This is a genomic window from Komagataeibacter rhaeticus, from assembly GCF_003207855.1.
Classification (GTDB): Bacteria; Pseudomonadota; Alphaproteobacteria; order Acetobacterales; family Acetobacteraceae; genus Komagataeibacter; species Komagataeibacter rhaeticus.
Map to the genome: position 1 here is coordinate 39,888 of NZ_NKTZ01000003.1, position 23,754 is coordinate 63,641.

A 23,754-nucleotide genomic window follows, 5' to 3' on the forward strand; every position below is an offset into this window, starting at 1 on the left:
AACATAGCCACATGGCCAGGCTACGGGCTGCCGACATCCCTGACCGATGCATCCGCCCGCCCCTTTACCCAGTAGCCCGCGGCCCTGATCCAGCGGGGATCAAGCCCGCGCCGGTCCAGCAGGTACTGACGCACCGCCTTGGCCACGCCGGCTTCCGCCCCCACCCATACGAAGGTACGCCGCGTCATCTCCAGCCCATCAAGGGCGGCAAGGATGGCCCGCGCCTGATCCGCGTGCGCCATGGGGCGATGGACCCAGTGGGCCGTATGGCGGGCTGCGGTCTGGAATACCTGCTCATCCGCCGCGCCGGGCACGGCCACGACCGTGGTGGCGCGGGCATGGGCGGGCAGTTCCTCCACCCTGCGGCCAATGGCGGGCAGCGCGGTCTCATCCCCCACAAGCAGCCAGTCCGTGGCCACGATCACCTGCGACCCCTTGGGGCCGCCTATGTCCAGCCGGTCCCCCACCCTTGCCGCCCGCGCCCACGCGGCGGCGGGGCCGCCATGATGGTTGACGAAATCAAGGACCAGCGTGCCCGCCCCCGGGTCATACCGGCGCGGCGTGTAATCGCGCCGCACGGGCGCACCGTCCAGGCCGGGAATGAATATCTTGATATGGTCATCGGGCGACGCGCTGGTGAAACCGGCCAGATCCGCGCCCGCAAGGGTTATGCGGATCATGTGCGGGCTCAGCCGCTCCACCGCCACCACGTCAAGGCTGCGGCGGTGCAGTTCATGGCGGACGCGGTGGATGACGGGGGCATCTGGCTGCGTGGCAGGGGTTATGGGGACATGCATATGCGATTTCCTTGGCGCGGGGCCGCGCGTATCAGGGCAGGAAGCGACTGACCTCGATTCCGGTGCCGACGGGCAGCATGATGCTGGACATGCCCGGCAGCGCGCGGATGGCGCGGGCATAGCGCTTCACGTCGTCTGTCCCCGGGCGGATCATGTTGTCGGCCACGATGATCGCACCGGGGCTGAGGCGGGGATAAAATGCCTCCAGACAGGGCAGGTACAGGTCTTTCCACAGGTCCACGAAGACGAAATCGACCTTTTCGCCCAGTTCACCGATCATCCGCACGGCGTCCCCCACACGGAAGTCGGTCCATGCATCCAGCCCGGCGCGTGCCGCCATCTGTCGGGCGTGAGCGGATTTGTAACCATGCAGTTCCATGGTGGTCAGCCGCCCGCCCGTGGCCCGCGCGGCATCGGCCAGCCACAGGGTGGAATAGCCGAACGACGTGCCCAGTTCGAGCATGCGCGGGCGTTCAAGGCTGCGGGCAAGGATATTGAGCAACTGCCCGGTTTCCGGCCCGATGGCACGCATGCGCTGGTCGTGGCCGCCATCACGCCCGCCCGGCGGTTCCACCCGGGGCTGGCTGCGTTCGGCGCGCATGCGCTCGTGATAAAGGTCAAGAACCGCCATCATCCTGTCATCCATGCGCGTGCTCCCGGCTGGTTGGTGTGTGTTATATCTGCCCGACCGCGCGGGCGGCTTCATCCAGCACGGCGGCAACCTTTTCCTCCGCCTGCGGGTCCAGTCCGCCGTTGCGCAGGCGCAGGCGCAGCGCGGTCTTGAGGTTCTCCATCGCGCGCATGACCGGCAGCGGGACATTACGCCGCCCGCCGCGGCCTTCCGGTTCCGCTGTTGCGGCGCGGGCAAGGATTTCCGTCACCAGTGCCCCGTTTGCAGCAAGGAAGGCCGTGCCTTCGGGCGTGATGTGGTAGGTCTTGCGGCCTTCGTGTGTATCGGGGCCGATATGGCCCGCTTCCTCCAGCCAGGTCAGCGTGGGATAGATCACGCCGGGACTGGGGGTATAGCTGCCACCGGATGTTTCCTCGATGGTCTTGATCAGTTCATAGCCGTAGGTCGGTTTTTCCGCGATCAGGCTGAGAACGAGGAGACGCATCTCCCCATAATCAAACAGCCTGTGGCGCCCGCCGCGTCCACCGCCCCGGCCATGATGACGGCCATGACCGCCATGGCCCGCAGGCCCCTCGGGGGAGAAAGTCTGGCGGTTACGACCGCCTGCGTGTCTGTTTTCGTGTTTCATGAATCCGATATACATCCAGATATATCGAAATTCAAGATATATCTGAATATATTTTTTAGACCCGCCGCCTGAAATGCCCGGCAAAACATGAAAAGGTTTCCGGTGGCGCTTTTTTCAAAAAGCTTCGGACAGCGCCGCCTTTTTGAAAAAAGGCGGCACCCAAAATATTTTGTTATTTTTCAAAGCATTACTTCAAAACACTGTTCAGGCTGCAACATCCACCAGAAGCACGACCGCGTCGCGCCGCGCGATCACGGTCAGGTCCGTGGCCCCCGTCAGTGCCGCCGCATCACCCTGATCAAGAATATCCTCCCCAATGCTGATGGTGCCGGACACCACCACAACATAAAGGTCACGCCCCATGCAGGTGCCATAGGCCGCGCCCTCCCCCGCCGGAATCGCGGCATGGGCCAGCCGTGCCCGCGCGCTAAGGGCTACCGGCGCGCCATCGGCCACGACGCCGCTTTCCTCCGGGTCATCCTCGGGGAAGCCCGAGGCCAGCAGCACAAAACCGCCATCGCCCCCCGGCAGGGCCGTACGGGTTTCCTGCGCGGGCGTGGTACCCTTGATATCGGCCAGCAGCCAGAACTGGATGAAGCTGGCCCCATCGGCCCCCGCGCACCAGTCCACACCCGCGCATCCGCCGCCCGTACTGGCCAGATGCACGCCACCGGCCTCCACCGGTTGGGGGTCACACCCGTCCATCCGCCCGCGCAGGCTGCCTGCCCGCACCCATGTCACGATATCGACACTGGCTTCCGGCCCCAGATGATAGGTCGCCCCCGCCCCGATCTGCCCCAGATTGAGCACACGCAGGCGGCCATCATGGATGTGCGCGGGGTCCTGATAATCGGCAAAGGCAAAGTGGCAGCGCAGGGCCAGGCCATCCGAATGCGCGGTGCCCAGCGTATCCGCGCGCCTTATGTCCATCATATGCCTGCCTCAGCCATGTTTTTTTGCCTTCTTCTCCGGGTAGAGATCCTGCCAGCCACCGCCAACCGCACGGTAAAGCCGCGTGACCGCGTCCGCCACATGCGCTTCGGCATCCGCCTGCGCGCTCTGGGAGGACAGGAGCGCGTTCTGCAATGTCAGCACGTTCAGGAAGTCGGACGATCCCTGCACATACTGCGCCTTGGCCGTTTCCACCGCAATTTCGTTTTCATGCACGGCTTCGGTCAGCTCGTCACGCCGCTTCTGGGCCGCCGTGAAGTCGGCCATGGCATCATCGATTTCCTGCCACGCCTTGAGCACCGTGCGCTGGAACATCGTCGCCGCTTCCTTCTGCTGCGCGCGCCGCAGGTGCAGCTGCCCGGTCAGGCGCCCGCCCTCAAAAATGGGCAGTGTTGCCGTGGGGCCAAAACCGTACTGGCGCGACGCCCATGACCCCAGCCCGCTGAACTGCAGCGCCTGCACGTCCAGGCTGCCCGACAGCGTGATGCGGGGGAAGAAATCGGCAATCGCGACACCAATACTGGCGGTGGCGGCATGCAGCCGGTCCGCCGCCATGCGGATATCGGGGCGGCGTTCGGCCAGTTCCGATGGCAGGCCGACGGGAATGGTGGCGGGCACCACCGGGATGGGCGCAACCGGCCCAAGCCCGGCATCCAGCGCGCCGGGTTCGCGCGCCACAAGGAAGCTCAGCGCATTGAGCAGATGCGTGGCCTGTGCCTTCAGCGGCGCAAGGCGGGCGGTAAAGGTGTGAAGCTGGCCCGTTGCCTCCGCCACATCCAGCCGTGTGGCCGCCCCCTGCTGCAGGCGCAGGGTGGTCAGGCGGACGCTGTTGGTGGCAATGGCGATATTATGTTCAAGAATGCCGATCTGGGTCTGGGTGGCCCGCAGGTCGATATAATCCTGCGCGGTTTCCGCCATGAGCGAGACCAGGATGTCACGCCGCATTTCCTCGGTCGCATGCATCGCCGCCGTCGCCGCTTCCACCTGCCGGCGGACATGGCCCCACAGGTCCACTTCCCATGAGGCATTCATCCCGTATTGCGGCAGGTTGAACGACGGGTTGCCCACGCTGCCGGGCAGCGCGGTGGGGCCAAAGCCCTGCGTGCCCGATGCGATGGAGCCGGTGCCTTCGCGTTCCATCGTGCCCAGCAGCCCCAGCACGCCGTTGGTGCTGGCACGTTCACGCCCGTAGGATGCATTGGCCTCCGCATGCGGGAACTGGGCCGCGCTGGCGATCCGCCGTTCCGCCTGGCTCTGCATAAGCCGCAGGCTGGCGGCCTTCAGGTCCAGGTTGGACGCCGCCACCTCGTTTTCCAGCCGGGTCAGCAGCGGGTCGTTGAACAGTTTCCACCATTGCGGGTCGGCCGAGGCCGTACCGGGCGTGCTTTCCGCCGGGGGCTGGGTTTCACGCCATGCGGCGGGTGCCTTGACCTGTGGCTTGTGATAGGTGGGGCCGACCGTGCAGCCTGCCAGCGCCAGTGCCGACAGCCCCCCCGCGAACAGGCGCCGCACCGCGTTACTGCCAGACATAACGGGCATCATTGGCATGCGGACCCTCGGGTTTTGATGCGGTATCAATGTTCACTTCCACCGACATGCCAACACGCACGCGGTCGGCCAGTGGCTGGCCGGGGTCGAATGTCAGCTTGACCGGGATGCGCTGCACCACCTTGGTAAAGTTGCCGGTGGCGTTGTCGGGTTGGATGGGGGCGAACGCAACACCGGTGGCGGGCGCCAGTGAGTCCACATGCGCCTTGAGCGGATGGCCGGGAAAGGTATCGACCCATATGGTGGCGGCCTGCCCGGTCTGCACCTTTGTCAGCTGGGTTTCCTGAAAATTGGCCAGCACATAGGCTTCATACGTGGGCACGACCGCCAGGATGCCGGTGCCCGCATGCACGTAGTTGCCCACGCGCACGCCACGCTCGCCCACCACGCCATCCATGGGGGCGGGAATGGTGCAGTAGGACAGGTTCAGTCCCGCCTGCCTCTCATCCCCCTGCGCACGCAGCAGCAGGCCACGGGCACGTTCAAGCTGGCCCCTGATCACGTCCACCTGCCTTATGGCGGCCTCCACGCCCGCGCTGTCGCGTGCGATGGCGGCCTGGGCTTCCTTTTCCTGTGCCTCGGAATGCTGCTTCTGCTCGATCGTGCCCGCCCCGCCCGATGACAGGTTGCGGTACCGCGCGGCATTGAGGCGGGCAAAGGCCAGGTCGGCCTCATCGGACTGCACGGCGGCGCGGGCACCCGCAATCACCGCATCCTGCCGGGCCAGTTCGGCCTCAAGGTTGCTCACGTCACCCTGCGCCGCCTGCCGGTTGCCGCGCGCCACGTCCAGGGCGGCACGGTAGTCGTCATCCTCGATATGGGCCAGTTCCTCACCCGCGTGGACCTGTTCGTTATCCTGCGCGATCACGCGGTCTATGCGGCCCGAGACCTTGGGGGCGACGGTGGGGAAGTCGGCCGTGACATAGGCATCGTTGGTGTACTGGTTGATGCCATCGCCATTGACCGCACGCGCGCCCCCCCAGGCGACAAGGGCCAGCACGGCAGCGGCGCAGCCTGCGTAAAGCAGCGGTTTCCTGTAAATCATGATCGGTAATTCCGGGTTAACGGGCTGGAGCAGCGGGTGAAGGCGCCTGTGGCGGATAGACACGGCGCGGCAGGACAAGGTTCATGACGGCATAGAACAGGCACACCCAGATCAGGATGTAGTAGATGTCATCCAGCGCCAGTACCAGCGCCTGTTCATGCACATAGGTGTGGAATACCTGCAGCGCGTTGCGGGCCACATGCGCGCTGTCGGGTGATGTGGGGGCAAGCTGCCGGCCAATCGGGTCGCCCATGCCCTGGAGCGCAAGCTGGTGGGTGCCATGATGGTCCAGCAGCATGGTGGAGTGATACTGCTCGCGCCGCCGCGTCAGTGCGCCGAACAGGGCAAACGCCACCGCATTGGCCAGCCCCTTGAGCATGTTCACCATACCCGAGATGAACGGCCCGTCGGCCGGTCCCATGGCCATGGTGGCCAGCATGAGCGTGGGGATGACGGTCATCGGCTGGCCAAAGACCTGCAATATCTGGATCAGGTAGAAATTATCGCGCACCCAGTCCACCGTCAGCCACGTGCCCAGCCACGCGGCGGCGGCAAGGCACAGCATGCCGCCTGCCAGCACGAAGCGGCAGTCCACCCGGCGGCTGTTGCAGATGGCGGCAATGAGCGGCAGCATGATCAGCTGCGGCAGTGCCACCACCAGCGAGACCGGGGCCGTCTGTATCGGCCGGTAACCCCGCACGCCCGCAAGATAGGTGGCCGGGATGTCCCCCATCATCGCGCAGATGGCAAGTATCCCCACCAGCGAAAGCAGGGACGCCTGGATATTGCGCGAGCGCCAGTACTGGATGCGGAAATACGGGCTGGGGTGATACGCCTCGTTAATGACGAACACGATGAACGCCGCCCCGCCCCAGAAGGCAAGGTCGGTAATGACCGGGGAGCGGAACCAGTCCAGCCGGTCCCCCTGGTACAGCACGATGACGAGCGAGCAGATGGCGGGCAGGCCCACAAGGATGCCCAGCCAGTTGAACTTCTCGAAGCGCTCAAGATGTATCGGGTCGCGCGGCAGGCCATAGGCCATCATGGCAATGGCGGCGGCGGCCGTGGGAATGATCTCCCAGTACAGCCAGTGCCAGCCGACATGCTCGAACCAGAAGGCTTCCAGCGGCAGGCCAAGGTTGGGGCCGAAGGTGGCGCTCATGGCATAGCCGCCAATGCCGAACACGCGGATCTGGGGCGGCAGGTATTTGAGCATGACGGTCATGAGCACCGGCGGCAGGCAGCCCCCCGCCAGCCCCTGGAAGGCGCGCAGGATGCACAGCGATGTCACATCGGGCATGAACGGCGCGGGGATGGACAGGAGCGCCAGCATCGCCGTCATGAAGATGGAGAAGCGGTAGATCGAGAACGTCATGTAGAACCACGGCGTGAACGCCATGGCGGCAATGTTGAACGCCTCGTATATCGCAATGACCCACGTGCCTTCATCGTGGCCGATATGCATCGCGCCACGAATGTCGGACAGGCCGATTTCGGTTACGTGTTCGTTGAATCCCGCCACATGGACGGCCAGAAGCATGCCAAGGCAGCCGATGACCGTCCGTATGCCAAAAGGCGGGATGTAGGACGGCCGTGGCGGCGCGGCATGGATGACAGGCCCGCCGGAAGCCGGGGCAGGAGCGAGGGTGTTCATGCCCGCACTTGATCCCGATGCGGCCAGACCCGACAACCCCCATTTGTGACAGGCGACGATTTCGATTTTCGGAATGAAAACCTTATGGGGCCTCGTGCCCTGCGCCCCGGCGGAAAGCCCCGGGGCGCAGGGGCCGGATCAGCCCGCGGCCTTCAGCACGCGCGCGGCACGGCTGAGCGCCATGATGGGGAAGAACTGGCGGTACAGGTCATAACGCAGCATGAACGCGCGTGACAGCTCCGCCCCCTGCTGCAACCGCTGTGACAGGGCCGGGTCATCCAGCCGGATGGTCTGGCCCACGCCATAACCGGGGAAGCCGGTGCCGGTGAACTCCTTTTCATCCCACCGCCCGTCAGGCTGCTGCAGGTCGATCAGGTAACGGCAGCCGCGCGCGATGGCCGCATGGTCCTGCGGGCGGTGGGCGGCAATCAGCCCCATAAGGGCCCAGGCGGTCTGTGAGGGCGTGGTCGGCCCATGGCCGATGGCGGCAATTTCCATGTAGGACGCACAGCTTTCACCCCAGCCGCCATCCGCCTGCTGGCAGCCCACCAGCCAGTCACAGGCCCTGGTGATGTAGGGCTGGGTCATGTCCTCGCCTATGGCGGCAAGGGCAGGCAGCACGGCACCCGTGCCATACAGGTAATTGACCCCCCAGCGGCCGAACCATGGGCCATCCGCCGCCTGTTCGGCACGGATATAGGCCAGGCCACGCCGGATTGCGGGCATGTCACGCGGCAGACCCAGCACGCCGAAGGCTTCCAGCACATGCGCCGTTACGTCAACGGAAGGCGGGTCAAGGGCCTCACCAAAGTCACAGAACGGAATCTTGGCCAGCAGCGAGCGGTTGTTGTCCTTGTCAAACGCGCCCCAGCCGCCGCTTTCGCTCTGCATGGCGACAAGCCAGTTCACCCCGCGCTTAATGGCGGGCTCCACCCCGCGCGCCTGCCATTCGGGACGGTTGCGGCATGATGAGAGGGCGATCAGCGCCACCGCCGTGTCATCCGTGTCGGGATAGCGGTCATTGGCGTATTCAAAGGCCCAGCCGCCCGGCTCCACATCCGGCAGCTTGATGGACCAGTCGCCCTTCACCCGCACCTGCCGGTCCAGCAGCCAGCCCAGCGCCCTGTCCATCTCGGGGGTGAAACGTGTCTCCCCATCCGCGTCATGCAGCGCCATAATGGCAAGCATGGTGTCCCATACCGGGCTGTTGGTGGCCTGAATCCAGCTGGCCTGCCCCCGGTCATGCCGCCAGCCGGGATCATCCAGCGCCGCAAGCCCCTTGGCCATGACCGGGTGGTGGAACTGGTAATCCTCGCCATGCAGCGCCATCAGGCCATACACCCATGGTGGCTGGATGCCGCCCCAGCCACCATCGGCATCCTGATGGCGGATGATCCATTCCAGCATGTGCCGGATCGCGGCCTCGCGCAGGCTGCTTTTCTTCATGACGCGCGACTGGAGCCAGTGCAGGCCACGGTCGGTAGTGCGGAAGAAGCTGGCCCACAGGTCACGCCCCTCCTTGCGGGGCAGTTCATAGTCAAAATTCGCGCGCCCGCCGGGAAACAGCGCGTCCAGCCGGTCCTGCGGGCGCAGGGGGCGGGCCGGCCTGCGGGCGGACAGGATGGCCAGCGGCACCAGCGTCGCCCGCGCCCACTGCGCGAAATTATAGATGGAAAAGACGAATTTGTTGGGAAACCAGATGACTTCCGGCGGCAGGTTGGGCGTCTTCTCCCATGGCCATTCCCCGATCAGCGCCAGCCAGTAGCGGGTGAACACGCGGATGTTGCGCAGCCCCCCCTTGCTGGCAATCCATGTAGCGGCTTTGGCCAGTGCCGGTTCATCCGCGGCATATCCCAGCGAGCGCAGGGCGGCATAGGATTCGACCGTGGCGTTGATGTCGCCATTGCCCGCACCGTAATAGATGCCCCACGACCCGTCCTCGCGCTGCATTTCCAGCAGCGCATGACCCAGGCGCGGACGCAGCGGATGGTCATCAAGGCCAAGGAACCACAGGGCAAGGCACCATTCGGCCTCCATCGAGGCATTGGACGCAACCGGCCCCACCCAGTGGCCATCGGGTTTCTGCTGGCCGATCAGCCAGTCACAGGCGGCGGAAAGCGCATGGCTGAGACTGTTGTCAAGCGCGCGGAAGGACCCGTCCGTGGCCTGTGGCGCCTTGCCGGAAACGGGGCCTGTGGTGCCGGGAGGGAAAGGACGACTTTCCTTGTTCATTTTTTCCGTACCTGTGAGAAATGTCATGATGGGTCTGAAAGAACGTGTCTGCGGTGGTCAGGGCATCCGGTTTTTCACGAAGCCAGCTTCAGGAAATTGGCGAAGACGTTTTGCCATTGCGCCCCGTCCATTTCAACAAAGCCGAGGCAGCGCAGGAAAAACGCCCCTTCGGCCGCGAAAATCGCGGTGCCGGCCCGGCGTCCCGCTTCCGAATCAGGCATGCAGTCATGAAACCAGCCTGCATACCAGTCCCGCACCCGTTGCAGGTGCCGGGGCGACTGGAGCAGCGTGACCAACATGCCGACCATCCGCGCGTGGGTCGTGGCATCGGACTGGCTGCATGCCATGACATAGGCCGCCGCCCGCGCCCCCGGCGTGGGGTTGGGCCCGGCATGGCGGGCCACCTGCGCGTCGAATCCCGCAATCCAGCGGTCGATCAGGGCGGTGATCAGGTCATCCTTGCTGCCAAAGCAGTATTGCAGCCCGCCCTTGGTAATGCCCGCCGCCCGTGCCACGGCATCCAGCGTAAGGGCGGCCGCCCCCTGGCGCTGCACAAGCTGTTCGGCGCTGTCCAGCACGCTTTCACGGTCTATGGTTCTGGGACGCGCCATGTGTTCCCCCGGCAGTTTCATTCCGTCCGGATGGAATTAAACCATCGCCACGGGCGGACGCAACCCGTATTTTACCCGATACACCCCGCGCCCCGGGGTACCGCGCGGGCCATGCACCGCAAGGCCACGGCTCAGGCCGCGCCGGTCCAGCCCCGGTCAGCGAATATCCGCTGGTAGATGGCATGGATCACATCCTGCTTGTTGCGGTTGTACTCCTGTACCGTGGCCACACCCTGCCGCGCATGCTCCTTGACGCGCGCATAGCGTTCCCGGTCATCGGGGTGGGTGCGCAGCCAGTCGCGGAACAGGATGTGCCGGGCATGCTCGGGGCATGCGGGGCCAAAGACATGCAGGTTGAGGCGCGGCATGTCATGACGCAGCATCCGGTGGCCGTACCATCCGCGCTCGCGCACGCTCAGCCAGTAACCCAGCGCGGCAAGCTGCGGAATATAGGTGTCTTCGCGCTCCGGGTCGGCCATGATGCAGTCAATATCAATGACGGGCTTGGCCGCCAGCATCGGCACCGCCGTGGACCCCACATGCGCAACCGCCAGCGCCCTGTCCCCCAGTGCTGTCCGGATCGCGTCACGGGCCGTGGCAAACTGCTCCGCCCATTGTGGGGACCATGGCTGTATCGTGATGGCTTCCTGTGGTGGCCTGCCCCTGACCCACGGATTCTCCCCCGGGTCACCTGATGCGAAGGTCATGATCTGGCATGGATCGGTGCAGAGTTGCGGGTCATGGTTCATCGGGGGGCCTCGGGGGTATTTCTGGGGTCTGGATGACGCGCGCCAGCCCTGTCGCGCCGGTGGACAGACGGGATACCGCCTGCGCCACGGGCTGGCGGGCTGCTGCTTGACGGCGCAGGCGATGCTGTTACGATAACCTAACCATCTGGTCAGAAAACATCATTTCCCGCCCGCAGCCTGAAGGGTTCCACATGCATATCCGTGGCTATTTTGGCGTATTGTTGCTGATCTGTATCGGTATCATCTTTTCCACGGATCGCAAGCGTATCAATGCGCGCATCATCGTATCGTGCCTGCTGCTGCAGGCCGCCATCGGGGTCCTGGTGCTGCGCGTGCCCGCGGGTCAGGCGCTGCTCAAGGCGATTGCGGGCGTGGTGACCGGCGTGCTGTCCTATGGTGGCGAGGGCGCGCGCTTTTTGTTCGGGGCGCTGGTCGGGCCGCGCATGCACGAAATCTTTCCCGATGGGTCCTACATCTTCGCCTTTCAGGTCCTGCCCTCGCTGGTCTATGTCAGCGCCCTGATCGCCATTCTCTACCATTTCGGAATCATGCAGACCTTTGCCCGTGTGCTGGGGCGGGGGGTACAGTGGCTGCTGGGCACGTCGCCCGTTGAATCCTTTGGCGCGATCATCACCATCTTTGTTGGCCAGAGCGAACTGCCGGTAGCCCTTGGCCCCTATCTTGCCACCATGAGCACGACGGAACTGTTCAGCACCCTGTGCAGCGGCACGGCGTCCATATCCGGGGCTACGCTCATCGGGTATTTCGGGCTGGGGGTTCCGGCGGAATATCTTGTCGCGGCATCGTTCATGGCCATTCCCGGCGGGCTGCTGTTTGGCAAGCTGCTGGAACCCCGGCCGCCGGGGGCGCCGGTCAGCCCGGTCGGCGCGGCGGGCCGCGCCTATCACCGCGCCTTTTTTGAAGCCGTGATGGAAGGCGCGCTGAAGGGCGCCCACACCGCCATGGCGGTGGCCGCCATGCTGGTGGCCTGTATCGGGCTGATCGCGCTGGTCAATGGCATGCTGCAGGCCATGGGGGGGTATGTCGGGCTGCCGGGACTGTCGCTGGAATATCTGATGGGATTCATCTTCTCCCCCGTGGCGTGGCTGCTGGGGGTACCCGGCGCGGAATGCAGCACGGTGGGCTCGGTGCTGGGACTGAAGGTGGTGCTGAACGAATTTGTCGCCTACCTGCATCTGGGACCCGACATTCAGGCCGGGCGCCTGTCGCAGCGGGCGGCGGCAATCGCCTCGCTGGCGCTGTGTGGCTTCGCCAATCTCAGTTCGCTCGGGCTGCTGGTTGCCGCCTTTGGCAGCCAGTGCCCCGAACGGCGGGAAGAAGTCGCCCGCAAAAGCGCGCGCGCCGTGCTGGGGGGCATGCTGTCCAACCTGATGAGTGCGGCGATCGCGGGGATCATCCTGCCATAGCCCTGCCCAGAACCGGCTCAGGCTGGTGGCGGGGTTTTGCCTTCGGCCAGAATGCCCATAAGGTCCAGGGCGTTCTGCGTGGCGGCGCCATAGGTGGTGTTGTCGTAGATTGTCCAGACATCGCTACCGCGCCGGGCCAGAGCCGTAACGACGGCCGCCTGGGTTGCAATGGCCTCTTTTCCATAAGGTGACTGGTAGATGCGCGGGCTGCCGTGCAGGCGGAAATAGGCCAGCCCTTCCCAGCCACCGGGCCGTGCGGCGGGCGAGGCCCGGGGCGGGTCCGCCGCCACGCGTGAGACCTGCTGCCGTTTCAGCATGAGATCAACCTGGGGCAGGAACCAGCTTGCATGCCTTGGCTCCAGCACGACAGCACCCGCAACCATGGCTTTCAGGTCACTGAGAAAACGTTCGGCGCACTCACCGGGATAGGCGAAACCGGGGGGAAGCTGGACAAGGATGGGACCACGCCGTGCGCCCAGCCCATCCGTTTCTTCCACAAAACGTTCCATAAGGGCATGGCAGTTGACCAGGCGATGCTCATGCGTGATGGTTCTGGGCAGCTTGACGGCAAAGCGGAATGCAGGGGGCACGCTTGCGGCCCAGCGTTCGTAGGTCGTGCGCCGGTGCGGGCGATAGAAACTGCTGTTGATCTCGACCGCCGCAAAACGGGCGCCATAGCGTTCAAGATGCGTGCCAGAAGCAGGGAACAGCCCGGACAGTGCCGATGGGATCGACCAGCCTGCAACACCGACGCGAATGGACATGGGCACTTCCTCCCCTGCCCCGGTAACGTGCAGCCTTATGGACTGCCTGCCAACAGATGTTTGATAAAAAAGTAAAAATCTCCGGGTGTCACCTTTTTTTCAAAAAGGCGACACCCGCCGAAGCGTCCTGAACAGAGCTTCACCCGGCACGTCCCTGGACAGGCTGCGTGCCGGCCTGCCATTCATCTTACGCACGCCGGCGCCGCCATTACGGGCGGCCCGCTGGCCTGCGTGCCGTCAGCCCGCGTTGAACGCGGCGTCCGCCTTGAGAATGGCCTTGAGCAGCACACCCGCGCCAGCCGCCGCATCCTGTTCGGTAATGCTTTCGGCCTCGTTATGGCTCAGGCCATCCGCGCAGGGCACGAAGATCATGGTCGTGGGGGTCACGCGCGCCATGTAGGCGGCATCATGCCCCGGCCCGGATACGATGCGCCGGGCGCCGTAACCGCTTTCCGTTGCCGCAGCCTCGACCATGCCGATGCATTTGGGATCGAAATGCACGGCAGGGGCATCCCAGATCCGTACGATTTCCATCTCTACATTGCTGCGCCGGGCTATCTCGGGCAGCTGGCTGTACAGTTCCTCCTCCATCTGGCGCACGACCGCGTCATCGGGGTCACGCATGTCGATGGTGAAGAACACTTCCCCCGGCACCACGTTGTTGCTGTTGGGGCGGTTCTCGATCAGGCCCACGGTGCCAACCGCAGTGGGTGCGTGCGCACAGGCCACCTGGCTCACGGCCTCAATCATCCGCGCGGAAGCCAACAGCGCGTCATGGCGCATGGGCATGGGGGTGGAGCCGGCATGGGCATCCTTGCCCTTTACCGTAACCTCATACCACCGGGCACCCTGCACGCCGGTCACGATGCCGATGGTCTTGCCTTCGGCCTCCAGGATCGGCCCCTGCTCAATATGCAGTTCAAAATAGGCGGTGACCGGATGCTGGCCGCACGGCTCGCTGCCGCGATAGCCGATGGCCTCCAGTTCATCACCAAAACGCTTGCCCGCGCGGTCGCGCTTGTCCAGCACTTCCTGTTCGGTAAATACGCCGGTGAACACGCCCGAACACATCATGGGGGGTGTAAAGCGGGAACCCTCCTCGTTCGTCCAGTTGATCACCTCGATCGGGTGACGGGTCACATAACCCGACCGCTCCAGCGCGCGCAGCACCGACAGGCCGCCCAGAACCCCAAGGATACCGTCATACTTGCCGCCCGTGGGCTGCGTATCCAGGTGGCTGCCGATGGTGATGGGCGGCAGGCTGTTGTCCAGCCCCGGGCGGCGGGCAAACTGGTTGCCCATGGAATCGAACGTGACCGTGCAGCCAAGCGCTTCACAGGTGCGCGCGAACCAGTCACGCACCTGCCTGTCTTCCGCCGTAAGCGTCAGGCGGCGCACGCCGCCCTTGGGCGTGCCCCCGAATCTGGCGGTTTCCATCAGGTCCGCCCACAGGGCCTGGCCATCGATGCCGATATTGCTGCCATGTGGGGCGGTGTTTTGCTGTGTCATAAGCTTCCTTCCATGCTGGGCCACCATCCTTGCGGGGTCCGTTACGACTCCACTGCCACGCGGGCGGGGTTGTTCGGGTGCTCGGGCCATGTCAGCACACCATCAACCGGCTGGGGCTGCATGGTTATGCAGTCACTGACAGGGCAGACATGCGCGCACAGGTTACAGCCCACGCATTCCGCATCAATCACCTCGTAATGCCGCTCACCGTCCACCCGGGTCTTTGCAATCGCCTGGTGGGAGGTATCTTCGCATGCAATGTGACACAGGCCGCATTTGATACAGGCATCCTGATCAATCTTGGCGATGGTGTTGAACTTCATGTTCAACTGGTTCCACGGCACGAAACGTTCGATCGCGCGCCCGGTCACGTCATCAATGGTGGCGTAGCCCTTCTGGTCCATCCATGCGGACAGGCCATCGGCCATGTCCTCGACGATGCGGAAGCCGTAATGCATCGCCGCCGTGCAGACCTGCAGCGTGCTCGCACCCATGGCCAGGAATTCCGCCGCGTCCCGCCACGAACCGATGCCGCCGATACCGGAAATGGGCAGGCGTGCCAGTTCGGGGTCACGGGCAATGTCGCCAATCATGCGCAGCGCGATGGGCTTGACCGCCGGGCCGCAATAGCCACCATGCGTGCCCTTGCCGTCCACCGTGGGCATCGGGGCCATCAGGTCCAGGTCCACCCCGATGACCGACTGGATGGTATTGATGAGCGAGACCGCATCCGCCCCGCCCCGCAGCGCCGCGCGCGCGGGCATCAGGATGTTGGTGATGTTGGGCGTCAGCTTGACGATGACGGGCATGCGGGTGTTCTGCTTGCACCAGCGCGTGACCATTTCCACATATTCGGGCACCTGGCCCACGGCGGCGCCCATGTTGCGCTCGGACATGCCATGCGGGCAGCCGAAGTTCAGCTCGATGCCATCGGCACCCGTTTCCTCCACGATGGGCAGGATCGCCTTCCAGCTTTCCTCCACGCAGGGCACCATCAGGCTGACCACGACCGCGCGGTCGGGATAGTCACGCTTGACGGACTTGATTTCGGCAATGTTCGTGGCCAGCGGGCGGTCGGAAATCAGCTCGATGTTGTTCAGCCCGATCATGCGGGTGCCGTTATAGTCCAGCGAACCGTAGCGGGAGCTGACATTGACCACCGGCGGGTCTTCACCCAGCGTTTTCCAGACCACGCCACCCCAGCCCGCCTCGAACGCGCGGCGGATGTTGTATTCCTTGTCCGTGGGCGGTGCCGAAGCGAGCCAGAACGGGTTGGGCGAGCGGATACCAACAAAATTCGTGCGTAGATCAGCCATGTCCGGTTTCCTTACTTCGCCACCGCGGCCGTGAAGGCCGCGTGAATTGCTTCCGCCGCGTTGCGCCCGTCCCGCACGGCCGCCACGGTCAGATCCTCGCCCGGGGTACAGTCACCCCCGGCATAAACGCCCGGCATTGTGGTCTCACCGTTTTCGTCCACCACGATCCGGCCACCGGCAATGGCAATGCTCTCGCCATTGAGCGGATCGGGCAGGAAGGTCTGGCCCACGGCCTTGAGCACCATGTCCGCCTCCTGGATGAAGGTGTCCTGCGCATCATACGTGGCGCGGCCATCGGCCCCCTTGGCGCCACGGGCGAACTCGATGCCCGCCAGCGCGCCGTCACGCGCCACCAGCCGCACGGGCGATGCCCACAGCCTGACCGTAACGCCGTTGGTCTGTGCCCATTCGCGCTCCACTGGCGTGGCGGACATGTTTTCCGCCCCGCGACGGTAGACGAGTGTCACCTCGTCCGCCCCCAGCCTGCGGGCCTGGACCGCGGCATCCACCGCCGTGTTGCCGCCACCGATCACCACCACGCGGCGACCGACCGGCACGGTCTGCTTGCTGGTCGAGCGCAGCCCCTCGATGAAGTCGACGGCGTCCATCACGCCATCAAGGTCCTCGCCCTCGATCCCCAGCGAACGCACGCCCGCCAGACCCACGGCCAGGAACACGGCATCATATTCGCGCCGCAGGCCGGCGACCGTCATGTCGCGGCCCAGCACTTCGCTCCCGGCAAAGGAAATACCGCCGATGGCCAGCAGGAAATCAACCTCGCGCTGGGCAAAGTCGTCCGCCAGCTTGTAGGCGGCAACACCGTATTCGTTCAGGCCGCCGGCAAGGGCATGGCGGTCGAAGATCATCACGTCATGGCCGTGCATGGCCAGACGGTGCGCGCAGGCAAGGCCGGCCGGCCCCGCACCCACGATGGCGACGCGCTTGCCGGTGGACGGCGCGCGCGTGAAGGGCTGGCCACCATGCTCCATCTGCCAGTCGGTGGCATGGCGCTGGAGCATGCCGATACGGATGGGCTGGCCTTCCTCACGCGTATTGTGCACGCATTTCTGCTCACACAGGATCTCGGTGGGGCAGACACGGGCGCAGGAACCGCCCAGGATGTTGGATTCAAGGATGACCCTGGCCGAACCCGCCATGTTGTCCGTCGCTATGGCGCGGATGAAACGCGGGATGTCGATGCCCGTGGGGCAGGCCTCGATGCATGGCGCATCGTAGCAGTAGAAACAGCGATCAGCTTCAACCACGGCCTGGGCATGTGTGAGCGGCGGGTGAGCATCGGAAAAATTAAGCGCAAGCTCGGCATCGGTAAGACGACCGGGCGCTATATCGGGACCCTGCGGCATGACAGCTCCAACAACTTTCTGATGGAGTGATCATAGGGGGCATCGGTAACCGATCGCAATATTTTTCTGACCATATGATCAGGTTTCTTGATCGGGATGCCATCCTGCCACGCGATATAATCATATTTCGAATAAGAAACGACAAACCCGTCGCAATTTATTCATCAATCAGGGAAGTTCCGGATTCCTGCAACAGGAATCCGGAAAACGGCCGGATCAGGCCTTGGCACCCGGCAGGGGCAGTTCACCCGTCAGGAACTGCGCGCGGCCGTGGCCGAAGCTCCAGTGCTCGTCATTGTTCTCGACAACGGACACCATGAGGTCGGACGGCGCAAGCCCGGTGCGGGCGTGCAGGGTCTCGGCCAGCAGCTTGTAGAACGCGGCGATCTGTTCCTTGCCACGCGGGCGGGAGAAGACCTGCAGCAGCACGACCTTGGAGGTACGCGGAATATCCAGCCCCGTGTCTTCCACGATCATGTGGCTGGGCTCACGCTCCGACACAAGCTGGTAGCGGTCGCGCACGGGTACCTTGAACGCCTCGACCATCGCGTCGTGGGCGGCGTCAAGGAAGCTGCGCAGTTCTTCGGGAGTACGGGCGCCCTTGACCACATGGAAATGCATTAACGGCATGATTTCAGTCCTGTTCTGTTATGGTGTCCTGCCCGGTGGCACCGGTTCAGCATACTTCGGTAATCAGCTTGCGCAACGTGGCCGCCATGTCGCGCAGTTCCTGTTCGGTGGAAATGAACGGAGGCCCGAAGGACACCGTATCACCCGTGCAGCGCAGCAGCAGGCCGTGGCGCAGCCCCGCCTCGAACAGCGCCAGGCCGCGCGCGCCGGGCTTGCCTTCGGCGGGTTTCATGTCAAAGGCGGCCGTCAGCCCGATGTTGCGGATGTCGGCAATCACGTCCAGGTCCTTCAGGCCGTGCATCGCCTCTTCCAGCACCGGCTCGAGTGCCCGCACGCGGGCGACCAGCCCTTCCTCCCGCATCACGTCCAGCACCACATGGCCCACCGCCGCCGCCATGGGGTGGCCGGAATAGGTGTAGCCGTGACAGAACTCGATCGCGCTTTCCGGCCCGGTCATGAAGGTGTTGTAGATCTCGTCGGTCACGATCACGCCACCCATGGGCACGATGCCGTTGGTCACCGCCTTGGCGAAGGTGATGATGTCCGGTGTCACGCCAAAGCGCTGCGCGCCGAAGTTCTCGCCCATGCGGCCAAAGCCGGTAATGACCTCATCAAAGATCAGCAGGATGCCGTTGGCGGTGCAGATCTCGCGCAGGCGCTGCAGGTAGCCCACGGGCGGCACGATCACACCGGTCGAACCCTGAACCGGCTCCACGATCACGGCGGCGATGGTGGAGGCATCATGCAGCGTGACCAGCCGCACCAGGTCTTCCGCGCGGTGGGTGCCCCATGTGGGCTGGCCACGGGTGAAAGCCATGTGGGCCGGCTCGTACGTGTGGCGCAGGTGGTCCACGCCGTTCATCATGCCCGATGCGAACATCTTGCGGTTGGACACGATGCCACCCACCGACATGCCGCCAAAGCCCACGCCATGGTAACCACGCTCGCGCCCGATCATGCGGAAGCGGTTTCCCTCCCCCTTGATGCGATGATAGCCCAGCGCCACCTTGAGCGCGGTATCCACCGCTTCCGAACCGGAATTGGCGAAGAACACGTGGTTCATCCCCGCGGGCGCAAGGTCGGCAATCCGCTCGGCCAGCGAGATGGCGCCGGGATGCGTCAGCTGGAACGACGGCGCGAAGTCCAGCGTTTCCGCCTGTTTGCGCACGGCTTCGACAATGCGCGGATGGGCGTGGCCCAGCGGCGTGCACCACAGACCCGACAGGGTATCGAACAGCTTCACGCCTTCGCTGCTGGTGTAATACGCCCCCTTGGCGCTGACCATGGTGCGCGGTTCCATGTTGGCGCGCAGCATGCGGTTGGCGGTGAACGGCTGCCAGTAAACCCCTTCCCGCTCGTTGCGGAGGAGGGCGGACTTTTCTGAATCCTGAACCATCATGCAATCCTGTGCTGGATGAAATACGCCCCCGGCGCCCATGCCGGGACGATTCATTTGTGCATCGTATTTCGCACCGGGTTCCCTGTATATGTACAAGCACACCGCTTTGCCCGAAACTGTACTGATCGGACCCCCACTATGACAGCCCAGGCCCTGCCCCGCCCGGACCGTGACAGTTCCACCCCGCTGGTTGGCCAGATCGGCGCGGACCTGGCACACCGCATCCGCAGCGGCGTACTGCGCCGGGGCGAGCGGCTGCCCTCCATCCGCCGCATGGCGCGCGACTGCGGGGTCAGCACCCTGACCATTGCCAACACCTATCTGCGGCTTGCGGCGGCGGGGCTGGTGGAAAGCCGGGGCACGCGCGGCTATTTTGTCTGCACGCCACCGCGCGCGGCCCCGCTGATCCAGCGTTCCATCGATTCGATGTGGCTGCTGCAGTACGCCTATGAGGACGAGGCCCCCGTGATCAAGGCCGGCTGTGGCTGGCTGCCCACGGACCTGCTGTTCACATCCGCCGCCCGTAGCGCACTGGGGGGCCTGACGGCGGCCCGGCTGGCCTGCGCGCTGGAATACGGCAATCCCTACGGCCACGCCGGACTGCGCCACAACATACGCCAGATGCTGGCCCGCCGCGACGTGTACTGCGAGGACGGCGGCATCATCATGACCCACGGCGCAAGCCAGGCGCTGGAACTGGCGGTACGCTGCCTGTCCACGCGCGGCGATACGGTGCTGGTGGAAGATCCGGGCTACTGCAACCTCTATCCCGCGCTCCAGTCACTGGGGCTGCGTACCGCCAGCATCCCGCGCCTGCCCGATGGCCCCTGCCCCGACGCCCTGGCGCGCATGATCCGCCAGCACCAGCCGCGCCTGTTCATCACCACCTCCATCCTGCACAACCCGACGGGCAGTTGCAGCACCACGCGGAACATGCGCGCGGTACTGGATCTTGCCGCGCGCCATGACCTGACGATCATCGAGGATGACATCTTCCTCGACCTGGCACCCGAAGGGCAGCAGACCCTGTCACAGCTGGGCGGGCTGGAGCGGGTTGTCCATATCGGCAGTTTTTCGAAAACGATCGGCCCCGGCCTGCGCGTGGGCTACGTGGCGTGCGCGGCGGATACCGCCCAGCGCATCCTGCGCCAGAAAATGGCCAGCAACCTGACCACCGCGCCGCTGAACGAGGAAATCGTCCACACCATTGTCAGCAGCGGGCTGTACCGCCCCCATCTGGCCCATCTGCGCGAACACCTGACCCGTGTGCAGGCGCGCGTCTGCGCCCGGCTGGAACAGGCGGGCATGACGGTCCATTTCCAGCCTTCGGGCGGCATGTTCGCCTGGGCGCGGTTCGGGCAGGACAGGGATGTCCGCGCCCTGGCGGAACGGGCCTGCCAGCACGACATCATGCTGGCACCGGGGCACCTGTTCCGCCCCGGCGGCCAACCCTCGCAATGGTTCCGCTTCAATGTCGCGCACTGCGAGGACGAGCGCCTGTTCACATTCGTGAAAAGCATTGCCCACGGCAGGGAATAGATTGACCTCCACCCCCCAAAGGGGGAAGTTCTTCACATAATGTATCATTCCCGTCCCGAAAGGTGATCCCGTCTCTCCCATGCCCCCACTTCCCCCGTCAGCACCTACCCGCAGGAAACGTACCAGCGCCCCCAGACAGAACAATACACGGCAGATCCTTGATGCCGCGGAAAAGGTCTTTGCCGCCCACGGGCTGTCGGGCACGCGCATGAATGACATTGCCGAGGCCAGCAACCTGCCCAAGGCCAATATCCACTACTACTTCCGCACCAAGGAAGACCTGTACCGCGCAACACTCCGGCAGTTGCTGGATGACTGGCTGGGCGATGCCAGCAAATGGCTTTCCGCCGACCGCCCCCCGCGCGAAGGGCTGCGGGGCTTCATAGAATCCAAGATGGAATTCTCCCGCAAGCGCCCCGAAGCCTCGCGCCTGTTCGCCCATGAACTGCTTTCAGGCGGCCACTACGTCCATGGCTTTCTGGTCGATACGCTGCGCAAGCATGTCGAGCAGCGTATCGAGGTATTCAGGGCCTGGCATGAAGCCGGGCTGATCACGCAGGTCGATCCGGTGCATTTCCTGTTCTGCCTGTGGGCCATGACTCAGGCCTATGCCGATGTACAGGTGCAGATGGCCGCCGTGCTGGGCAAACCCCACCTGACGGGCCGGGACTACGCCACGGGTACCCAGACCATCATGCAGCTGGCTTCCGTGCTTCTGGCCACGCCGCCCACGGCCGCCCAGCCCGGCAGGGACACGAAATAGCCCCGCCACCGGCAGGTCAGGACGCGTGGCCTGGCGGGACAGGCCCCGGATATTTCGTTGCGAGGGTGGCACGTAAACTATTGTGGGTCGTTTCAACATTTGTTACGGTCCAGCTTCAATCATGGAGCATGCAATGCCACCTCGCCACACCCTGACAGAGCAGGAGCGGACCGTCCTTGACATCATCATGGAAAATCCGTTCGCATCACAGAAGGATCTGGCCGAACGGTGCGGTATGACACGCCCCACGCTGGCCACCTATATCGGCCAGCTGACACGTAAGGGTTACCTGCTGGGACGTGCCTATGTTGCCGCGACGCGGGCCTCCATCGTCTGTATCGGGGGGGCTGCGATCGACCGGAAATTCTGCCTTTCCTCCCCCCTTGTTACCGGCACGTCCAACCCCGCAACCGGCTACACCGGCTTTGGCGGCGTGGCGCGCAACGTGTGCGAGAACCTGGCGCGCCTGGGACAGGAAACCACGCTGATCACCATTGTCGGGGATGACCTGCCCGGCCATGCCCTGGCCGATCACATGAAGAACTGCGGCGTGAACACCTCACGCATCCAGTTCGCGGGCAATGCCAGCACGGCGGAATACATTGCCATACTGGATGACAGCCACGACCTGGGCATCGCGGTGTTTGATGCCGCCGTGTTCGACCGGCTGGACATCGACACCATCCAGCGCAGCTGGCCGCTGATTGCCGCGGCGGGATGGCTGTTCGTGGACTGCAACGTATCCGCCGAAGTCCTGGCGTGGCTGGCGCAGAAAACACGCGAGGCCGGGTTCAGCCTTGCGGTCGATACGGTTTCCGTCCCGAAGGCGGAACGGCTGCGCGGCCAGCTTGGCGGCGTGCGCGTACTGTTCACCAACCGCGATGAGGCCCTGACCCTGCTGGAGGGAAGCACCGCCACCACCAGTGCGGCCATCGCCATGGCGCTGGTGGCGCAGGGGGTGGAAACCGTGATCATGACCGAAGGCGCGCGGGGCCTGACGGTGGCGGATGCCAGCGGCGTGCGCGCCCTGCCCGCCTACCGGACCAATGTGGTGGACGTGACCGGCGCGGGAGATGCCCTTGTGGCCGCCACCCTGTCCGCACTGAGTGAAAACACGGACACCGTGCGCGCCTGCCGCCAGGGACTGGCCGCCGCCGCCCTGACAGTTGGATGCCGCGAAAGCGTATGCCCCGGCATCAGCCACGAGCAGATCAGTACCTTCATGAAAACCCATGCCGGCACAGACAGCCAGGCCAAGGAAACAGCCCTATGAACATGAATGCCCTTCCCCTCGTCCTGTCCGCTGAAGTGCGCGATGCCCTGGCCAGCGGCAAAGCCGTGGTGGCCCTTGAATCCACCATCATCACCCACGGCATGCCCTGGCCACAGAACGTCAGCACCGCGCGGGAAGTGGAAAACCTGGTCCGCGCCGAAGGCGGGGTGCCGGCCACCATCGCCATCATTTCGGGCAAGATTCACATAGGCTTGGATGACAGCACGCTGGAATGGCTGGGCACGGCAAAGGACGTGATGAAGGTCAGCCGGGCCGATCTGGCCTATGCGCTTTCGGCGGGGCGGCATGGGTCGACCACCGTTGCCGCCACCATGATCTGCGCGCACCTGGCCGGTATCGGGGTTTTTGCCACCGGCGGCATCGGCGGCGTGCATCGGGGCGTGGAGGAGACGATGGACATCTCCGCCGACCTGACCGAGTTCGCCCGCACCCCGGTTGCCGTGGTGTGCGCGGGTGCCAAGGCCCTGCTGGACCTGCCGCGCACGCTGGAATTCCTGGAAACGCAGGGCGTGCCGGTGGTGGGCTACGAAACCAGTGATTTCCCCGCTTTCTGGAGCCGCTCCAGCGGCCTGCCGGTACCGCTGCGCGCCGACAGCGCGAAAGAGATCGCCAGCATGATCTCCATGCGCGCGACACTGGGGCTGGACGGCGGCGTGGTGGTGGCGAACCCCGTGCCCGCGGGCAGCGAAATTCCGCGTGCCGAAATGGAAGCCTTCATCACGCAGGCCGTCGAAGAAGCCCGACGGGACGGCATTACCGGCAAGGCCGTTACGCCCTACCTGCTGTCACGCATGCTGGAACTGACCGCGGGCCGCAGCCTGGAGACCAACATCGCGCTCGTGCTCAACAACGCCCGCCTGGCCACGCATATCGCCCTTGCGCTTGGGGCAAAGGCATAAGCCG

The 23,754-nt window shown here is 64.7% G+C and carries 21 protein-coding genes; 5 read left to right on the forward strand and 16 right to left on the reverse strand.

Going from position 1 to position 23,754, the window contains the following annotated elements:
* Positions 1 to 20: 20 nt before the first annotated feature.
* From CFR78_RS04460 to CFR78_RS04505, 10 genes are all read right to left on the reverse strand, one after another.
* Complete coding sequence (locus CFR78_RS04460; RefSeq protein WP_007398349.1) at positions 21 to 797, reverse strand: siderophore-interacting protein; 777 nt, start codon at positions 795 to 797, stop codon at positions 21 to 23.
* A 31-nt stretch (positions 798 to 828) separates the two neighbouring features.
* A complete protein-coding gene (locus tag CFR78_RS04465) occupies positions 829 to 1,443 on the reverse strand; it encodes an O-methyltransferase (RefSeq protein WP_034927709.1) in 615 nt (204 codons plus the stop codon).
* 28 nt (positions 1,444 to 1,471) lie between these two features.
* The gene (locus CFR78_RS04470) at positions 1,472 to 2,056 is read right to left on the reverse strand and encodes a PadR family transcriptional regulator (RefSeq protein ID WP_034927872.1); all 585 of its coding nucleotides are present in this window, start codon (positions 2,054 to 2,056) and stop codon (positions 1,472 to 1,474) included.
* 204 nt (positions 2,057 to 2,260) lie between these two features.
* Complete coding sequence (locus CFR78_RS04475) at positions 2,261 to 2,989, reverse strand: pirin family protein (protein WP_034927712.1); 729 nt, start codon at positions 2,987 to 2,989, stop codon at positions 2,261 to 2,263.
* A 9-nt stretch (positions 2,990 to 2,998) separates the two neighbouring features.
* Positions 2,999 to 4,537 carry an efflux transporter outer membrane subunit gene (locus CFR78_RS04480; protein WP_371440404.1) on the reverse strand — a complete coding sequence of 513 codons (1,539 nt, stop codon included), beginning with the start codon at positions 4,535 to 4,537 and terminating at the stop codon, positions 2,999 to 3,001.
* Positions 4,524 to 5,600 (reverse strand): HlyD family secretion protein, encoded by a 1,077-nt coding sequence (locus CFR78_RS04485; protein WP_034927715.1) that lies wholly within the window; start codon positions 5,598 to 5,600, stop codon positions 4,524 to 4,526. Before CFR78_RS04485 ends, CFR78_RS04480 begins: the two co-directional genes overlap by 14 nt.
* A gap of 16 nt (positions 5,601 to 5,616) precedes the next feature.
* Complete coding sequence (locus tag CFR78_RS04490) at positions 5,617 to 7,254, reverse strand: MFS transporter (protein ID WP_034927717.1); 1,638 nt, start codon at positions 7,252 to 7,254, stop codon at positions 5,617 to 5,619.
* Positions 7,255 to 7,392: 138 nt separating this feature from the next.
* Positions 7,393 to 9,486 (reverse strand): squalene--hopene cyclase, encoded by a 2,094-nt coding sequence (gene shc / locus CFR78_RS04495; RefSeq protein WP_051671995.1) that lies wholly within the window; start codon positions 9,484 to 9,486, stop codon positions 7,393 to 7,395.
* A gap of 74 nt (positions 9,487 to 9,560) precedes the next feature.
* Positions 9,561 to 10,097, reverse strand: a complete 537-nt coding sequence (locus tag CFR78_RS04500; protein WP_034927878.1) for a TetR/AcrR family transcriptional regulator — start codon at positions 10,095 to 10,097, stop codon at positions 9,561 to 9,563.
* 131 nt (positions 10,098 to 10,228) lie between these two features.
* Positions 10,229 to 10,846, reverse strand: coding sequence for a GrpB family protein (locus tag CFR78_RS04505; RefSeq protein WP_034927722.1), 618 nt, complete (start codon positions 10,844 to 10,846; stop codon positions 10,229 to 10,231).
* A 191-nt stretch (positions 10,847 to 11,037) separates the two neighbouring features.
* Between CFR78_RS04505 and CFR78_RS04510 the strand changes: the two genes are divergently transcribed.
* Complete coding sequence (locus tag CFR78_RS04510) at positions 11,038 to 12,273, forward strand: NupC/NupG family nucleoside CNT transporter (protein WP_034927725.1); 1,236 nt, start codon at positions 11,038 to 11,040, stop codon at positions 12,271 to 12,273.
* Between the two features lie 17 nt (positions 12,274 to 12,290).
* Here CFR78_RS04510 and CFR78_RS04515 read toward each other — a convergent pair whose 3' ends face one another.
* The 6 genes from CFR78_RS04515 to CFR78_RS04540 all read right to left on the reverse strand — a co-directional run bounded on the left by CFR78_RS04515 (position 12,291) and on the right by CFR78_RS04540 (position 19,252).
* Entirely contained in the window at positions 12,291 to 13,037 is a 747-nt protein-coding gene (locus CFR78_RS04515) for a DUF72 domain-containing protein (protein ID WP_034927727.1), read from the reverse strand.
* A 237-nt stretch (positions 13,038 to 13,274) separates the two neighbouring features.
* Entirely contained in the window at positions 13,275 to 14,546 is a 1,272-nt protein-coding gene (locus CFR78_RS04520) for a M20 family metallo-hydrolase (protein WP_034927882.1), read from the reverse strand.
* Between the two features lie 41 nt (positions 14,547 to 14,587).
* A complete protein-coding gene (gene preA / locus CFR78_RS04525; RefSeq protein WP_007398335.1) occupies positions 14,588 to 15,862 on the reverse strand; it encodes an NAD-dependent dihydropyrimidine dehydrogenase subunit PreA in 1,275 nt (424 codons plus the stop codon).
* Between the two features lie 11 nt (positions 15,863 to 15,873).
* A complete protein-coding gene (locus CFR78_RS04530) occupies positions 15,874 to 17,226 on the reverse strand; it encodes an NAD(P)-dependent oxidoreductase (protein WP_039998771.1) in 1,353 nt (450 codons plus the stop codon).
* 216 nt (positions 17,227 to 17,442) lie between these two features.
* Positions 17,443 to 17,856, reverse strand: coding sequence for a tautomerase family protein (locus tag CFR78_RS04535; protein WP_034927734.1), 414 nt, complete (start codon positions 17,854 to 17,856; stop codon positions 17,443 to 17,445).
* A gap of 46 nt (positions 17,857 to 17,902) precedes the next feature.
* A complete protein-coding gene (locus CFR78_RS04540) occupies positions 17,903 to 19,252 on the reverse strand; it encodes an aspartate aminotransferase family protein (protein ID WP_034927885.1) in 1,350 nt (449 codons plus the stop codon).
* A gap of 141 nt (positions 19,253 to 19,393) precedes the next feature.
* Here CFR78_RS04540 and CFR78_RS04545 point away from each other — a divergent pair, with 141 nt between their 5' ends.
* The 4 genes from CFR78_RS04545 (at position 19,394) to CFR78_RS04560 (ending at position 23,750) form a co-directional block, all read left to right on the forward strand.
* Positions 19,394 to 20,794, forward strand: a complete 1,401-nt coding sequence (locus CFR78_RS04545) for an aminotransferase-like domain-containing protein (protein ID WP_034927736.1) — start codon at positions 19,394 to 19,396, stop codon at positions 20,792 to 20,794.
* 79 nt (positions 20,795 to 20,873) lie between these two features.
* Positions 20,874 to 21,557 (forward strand): TetR/AcrR family transcriptional regulator, encoded by a 684-nt coding sequence (locus CFR78_RS04550; protein ID WP_034927739.1) that lies wholly within the window; start codon positions 20,874 to 20,876, stop codon positions 21,555 to 21,557.
* 133 nt (positions 21,558 to 21,690) lie between these two features.
* The gene (locus CFR78_RS04555; RefSeq protein ID WP_007398328.1) at positions 21,691 to 22,830 is read left to right on the forward strand and encodes a carbohydrate kinase; all 1,140 of its coding nucleotides are present in this window, start codon (positions 21,691 to 21,693) and stop codon (positions 22,828 to 22,830) included.
* A 2-nt stretch (positions 22,831 to 22,832) separates the two neighbouring features.
* The gene (locus tag CFR78_RS04560; protein ID WP_034927888.1) at positions 22,833 to 23,750 is read left to right on the forward strand and encodes a pseudouridine-5'-phosphate glycosidase; all 918 of its coding nucleotides are present in this window, start codon (positions 22,833 to 22,835) and stop codon (positions 23,748 to 23,750) included.
* Positions 23,751 to 23,754 lie beyond the last annotated feature (4 nt).

What these genes read in the sequence shown, in the direction of transcription:
- CFR78_RS04475 (WP_034927712.1), bottom strand. Translation starts at nt 2,989, where the DNA reads ATGATGGACATAAGGCGCGCGGATACGCTGGGCACCGCGCATTCGGAT.
- CFR78_RS04510 (WP_034927725.1), top strand. Translation starts at nt 11,038, where the DNA reads ATGCATATCCGTGGCTATTTTGGCGTATTGTTGCTGATCTGTATCGGT.
- CFR78_RS04465 (WP_034927709.1), bottom strand. Translation starts at nt 1,443, where the DNA reads ATGGATGACAGGATGATGGCGGTTCTTGACCTTTATCACGAGCGCATG.
- CFR78_RS04535 (WP_034927734.1), bottom strand. Translation starts at nt 17,856, where the DNA reads ATGCCGTTAATGCATTTCCATGTGGTCAAGGGCGCCCGTACTCCCGAA.
- shc (WP_051671995.1), bottom strand. Translation starts at nt 9,486, where the DNA reads ATGAACAAGGAAAGTCGTCCTTTCCCTCCCGGCACCACAGGCCCCGTT.
- CFR78_RS04555 (WP_007398328.1), top strand. Translation starts at nt 21,691, where the DNA reads ATGCCACCTCGCCACACCCTGACAGAGCAGGAGCGGACCGTCCTTGAC.
- CFR78_RS04480 (WP_371440404.1), bottom strand. Translation starts at nt 4,537, where the DNA reads ATGTCTGGCAGTAACGCGGTGCGGCGCCTGTTCGCGGGGGGGCTGTCG.
- CFR78_RS04515 (WP_034927727.1), bottom strand. Translation starts at nt 13,037, where the DNA reads ATGTCCATTCGCGTCGGTGTTGCAGGCTGGTCGATCCCATCGGCACTG.
- preA (WP_007398335.1), bottom strand. Translation starts at nt 15,862, where the DNA reads ATGGCTGATCTACGCACGAATTTTGTTGGTATCCGCTCGCCCAACCCG.
- CFR78_RS04520 (WP_034927882.1), bottom strand. Translation starts at nt 14,546, where the DNA reads ATGACACAGCAAAACACCGCCCCACATGGCAGCAATATCGGCATCGAT.
- CFR78_RS04545 (WP_034927736.1), top strand. Translation starts at nt 19,394, where the DNA reads ATGACAGCCCAGGCCCTGCCCCGCCCGGACCGTGACAGTTCCACCCCG.
- CFR78_RS04550 (WP_034927739.1), top strand. Translation starts at nt 20,874, where the DNA reads ATGCCCCCACTTCCCCCGTCAGCACCTACCCGCAGGAAACGTACCAGC.
- CFR78_RS04470 (WP_034927872.1), bottom strand. Translation starts at nt 2,056, where the DNA reads ATGAAACACGAAAACAGACACGCAGGCGGTCGTAACCGCCAGACTTTC.
- CFR78_RS04540 (WP_034927885.1), bottom strand. Translation starts at nt 19,252, where the DNA reads ATGGTTCAGGATTCAGAAAAGTCCGCCCTCCTCCGCAACGAGCGGGAA.
- CFR78_RS04560 (WP_034927888.1), top strand. Translation starts at nt 22,833, where the DNA reads ATGAATGCCCTTCCCCTCGTCCTGTCCGCTGAAGTGCGCGATGCCCTG.
- CFR78_RS04460 (WP_007398349.1), bottom strand. Translation starts at nt 797, where the DNA reads ATGCATGTCCCCATAACCCCTGCCACGCAGCCAGATGCCCCCGTCATC.
- CFR78_RS04485 (WP_034927715.1), bottom strand. Translation starts at nt 5,600, where the DNA reads ATGATTTACAGGAAACCGCTGCTTTACGCAGGCTGCGCCGCTGCCGTG.
- CFR78_RS04530 (WP_039998771.1), bottom strand. Translation starts at nt 17,226, where the DNA reads ATGCCGCAGGGTCCCGATATAGCGCCCGGTCGTCTTACCGATGCCGAG.
- CFR78_RS04490 (WP_034927717.1), bottom strand. Translation starts at nt 7,254, where the DNA reads ATGAACACCCTCGCTCCTGCCCCGGCTTCCGGCGGGCCTGTCATCCAT.
- CFR78_RS04500 (WP_034927878.1), bottom strand. Translation starts at nt 10,097, where the DNA reads ATGGCGCGTCCCAGAACCATAGACCGTGAAAGCGTGCTGGACAGCGCC.
- CFR78_RS04505 (WP_034927722.1), bottom strand. Translation starts at nt 10,846, where the DNA reads ATGAACCATGACCCGCAACTCTGCACCGATCCATGCCAGATCATGACC.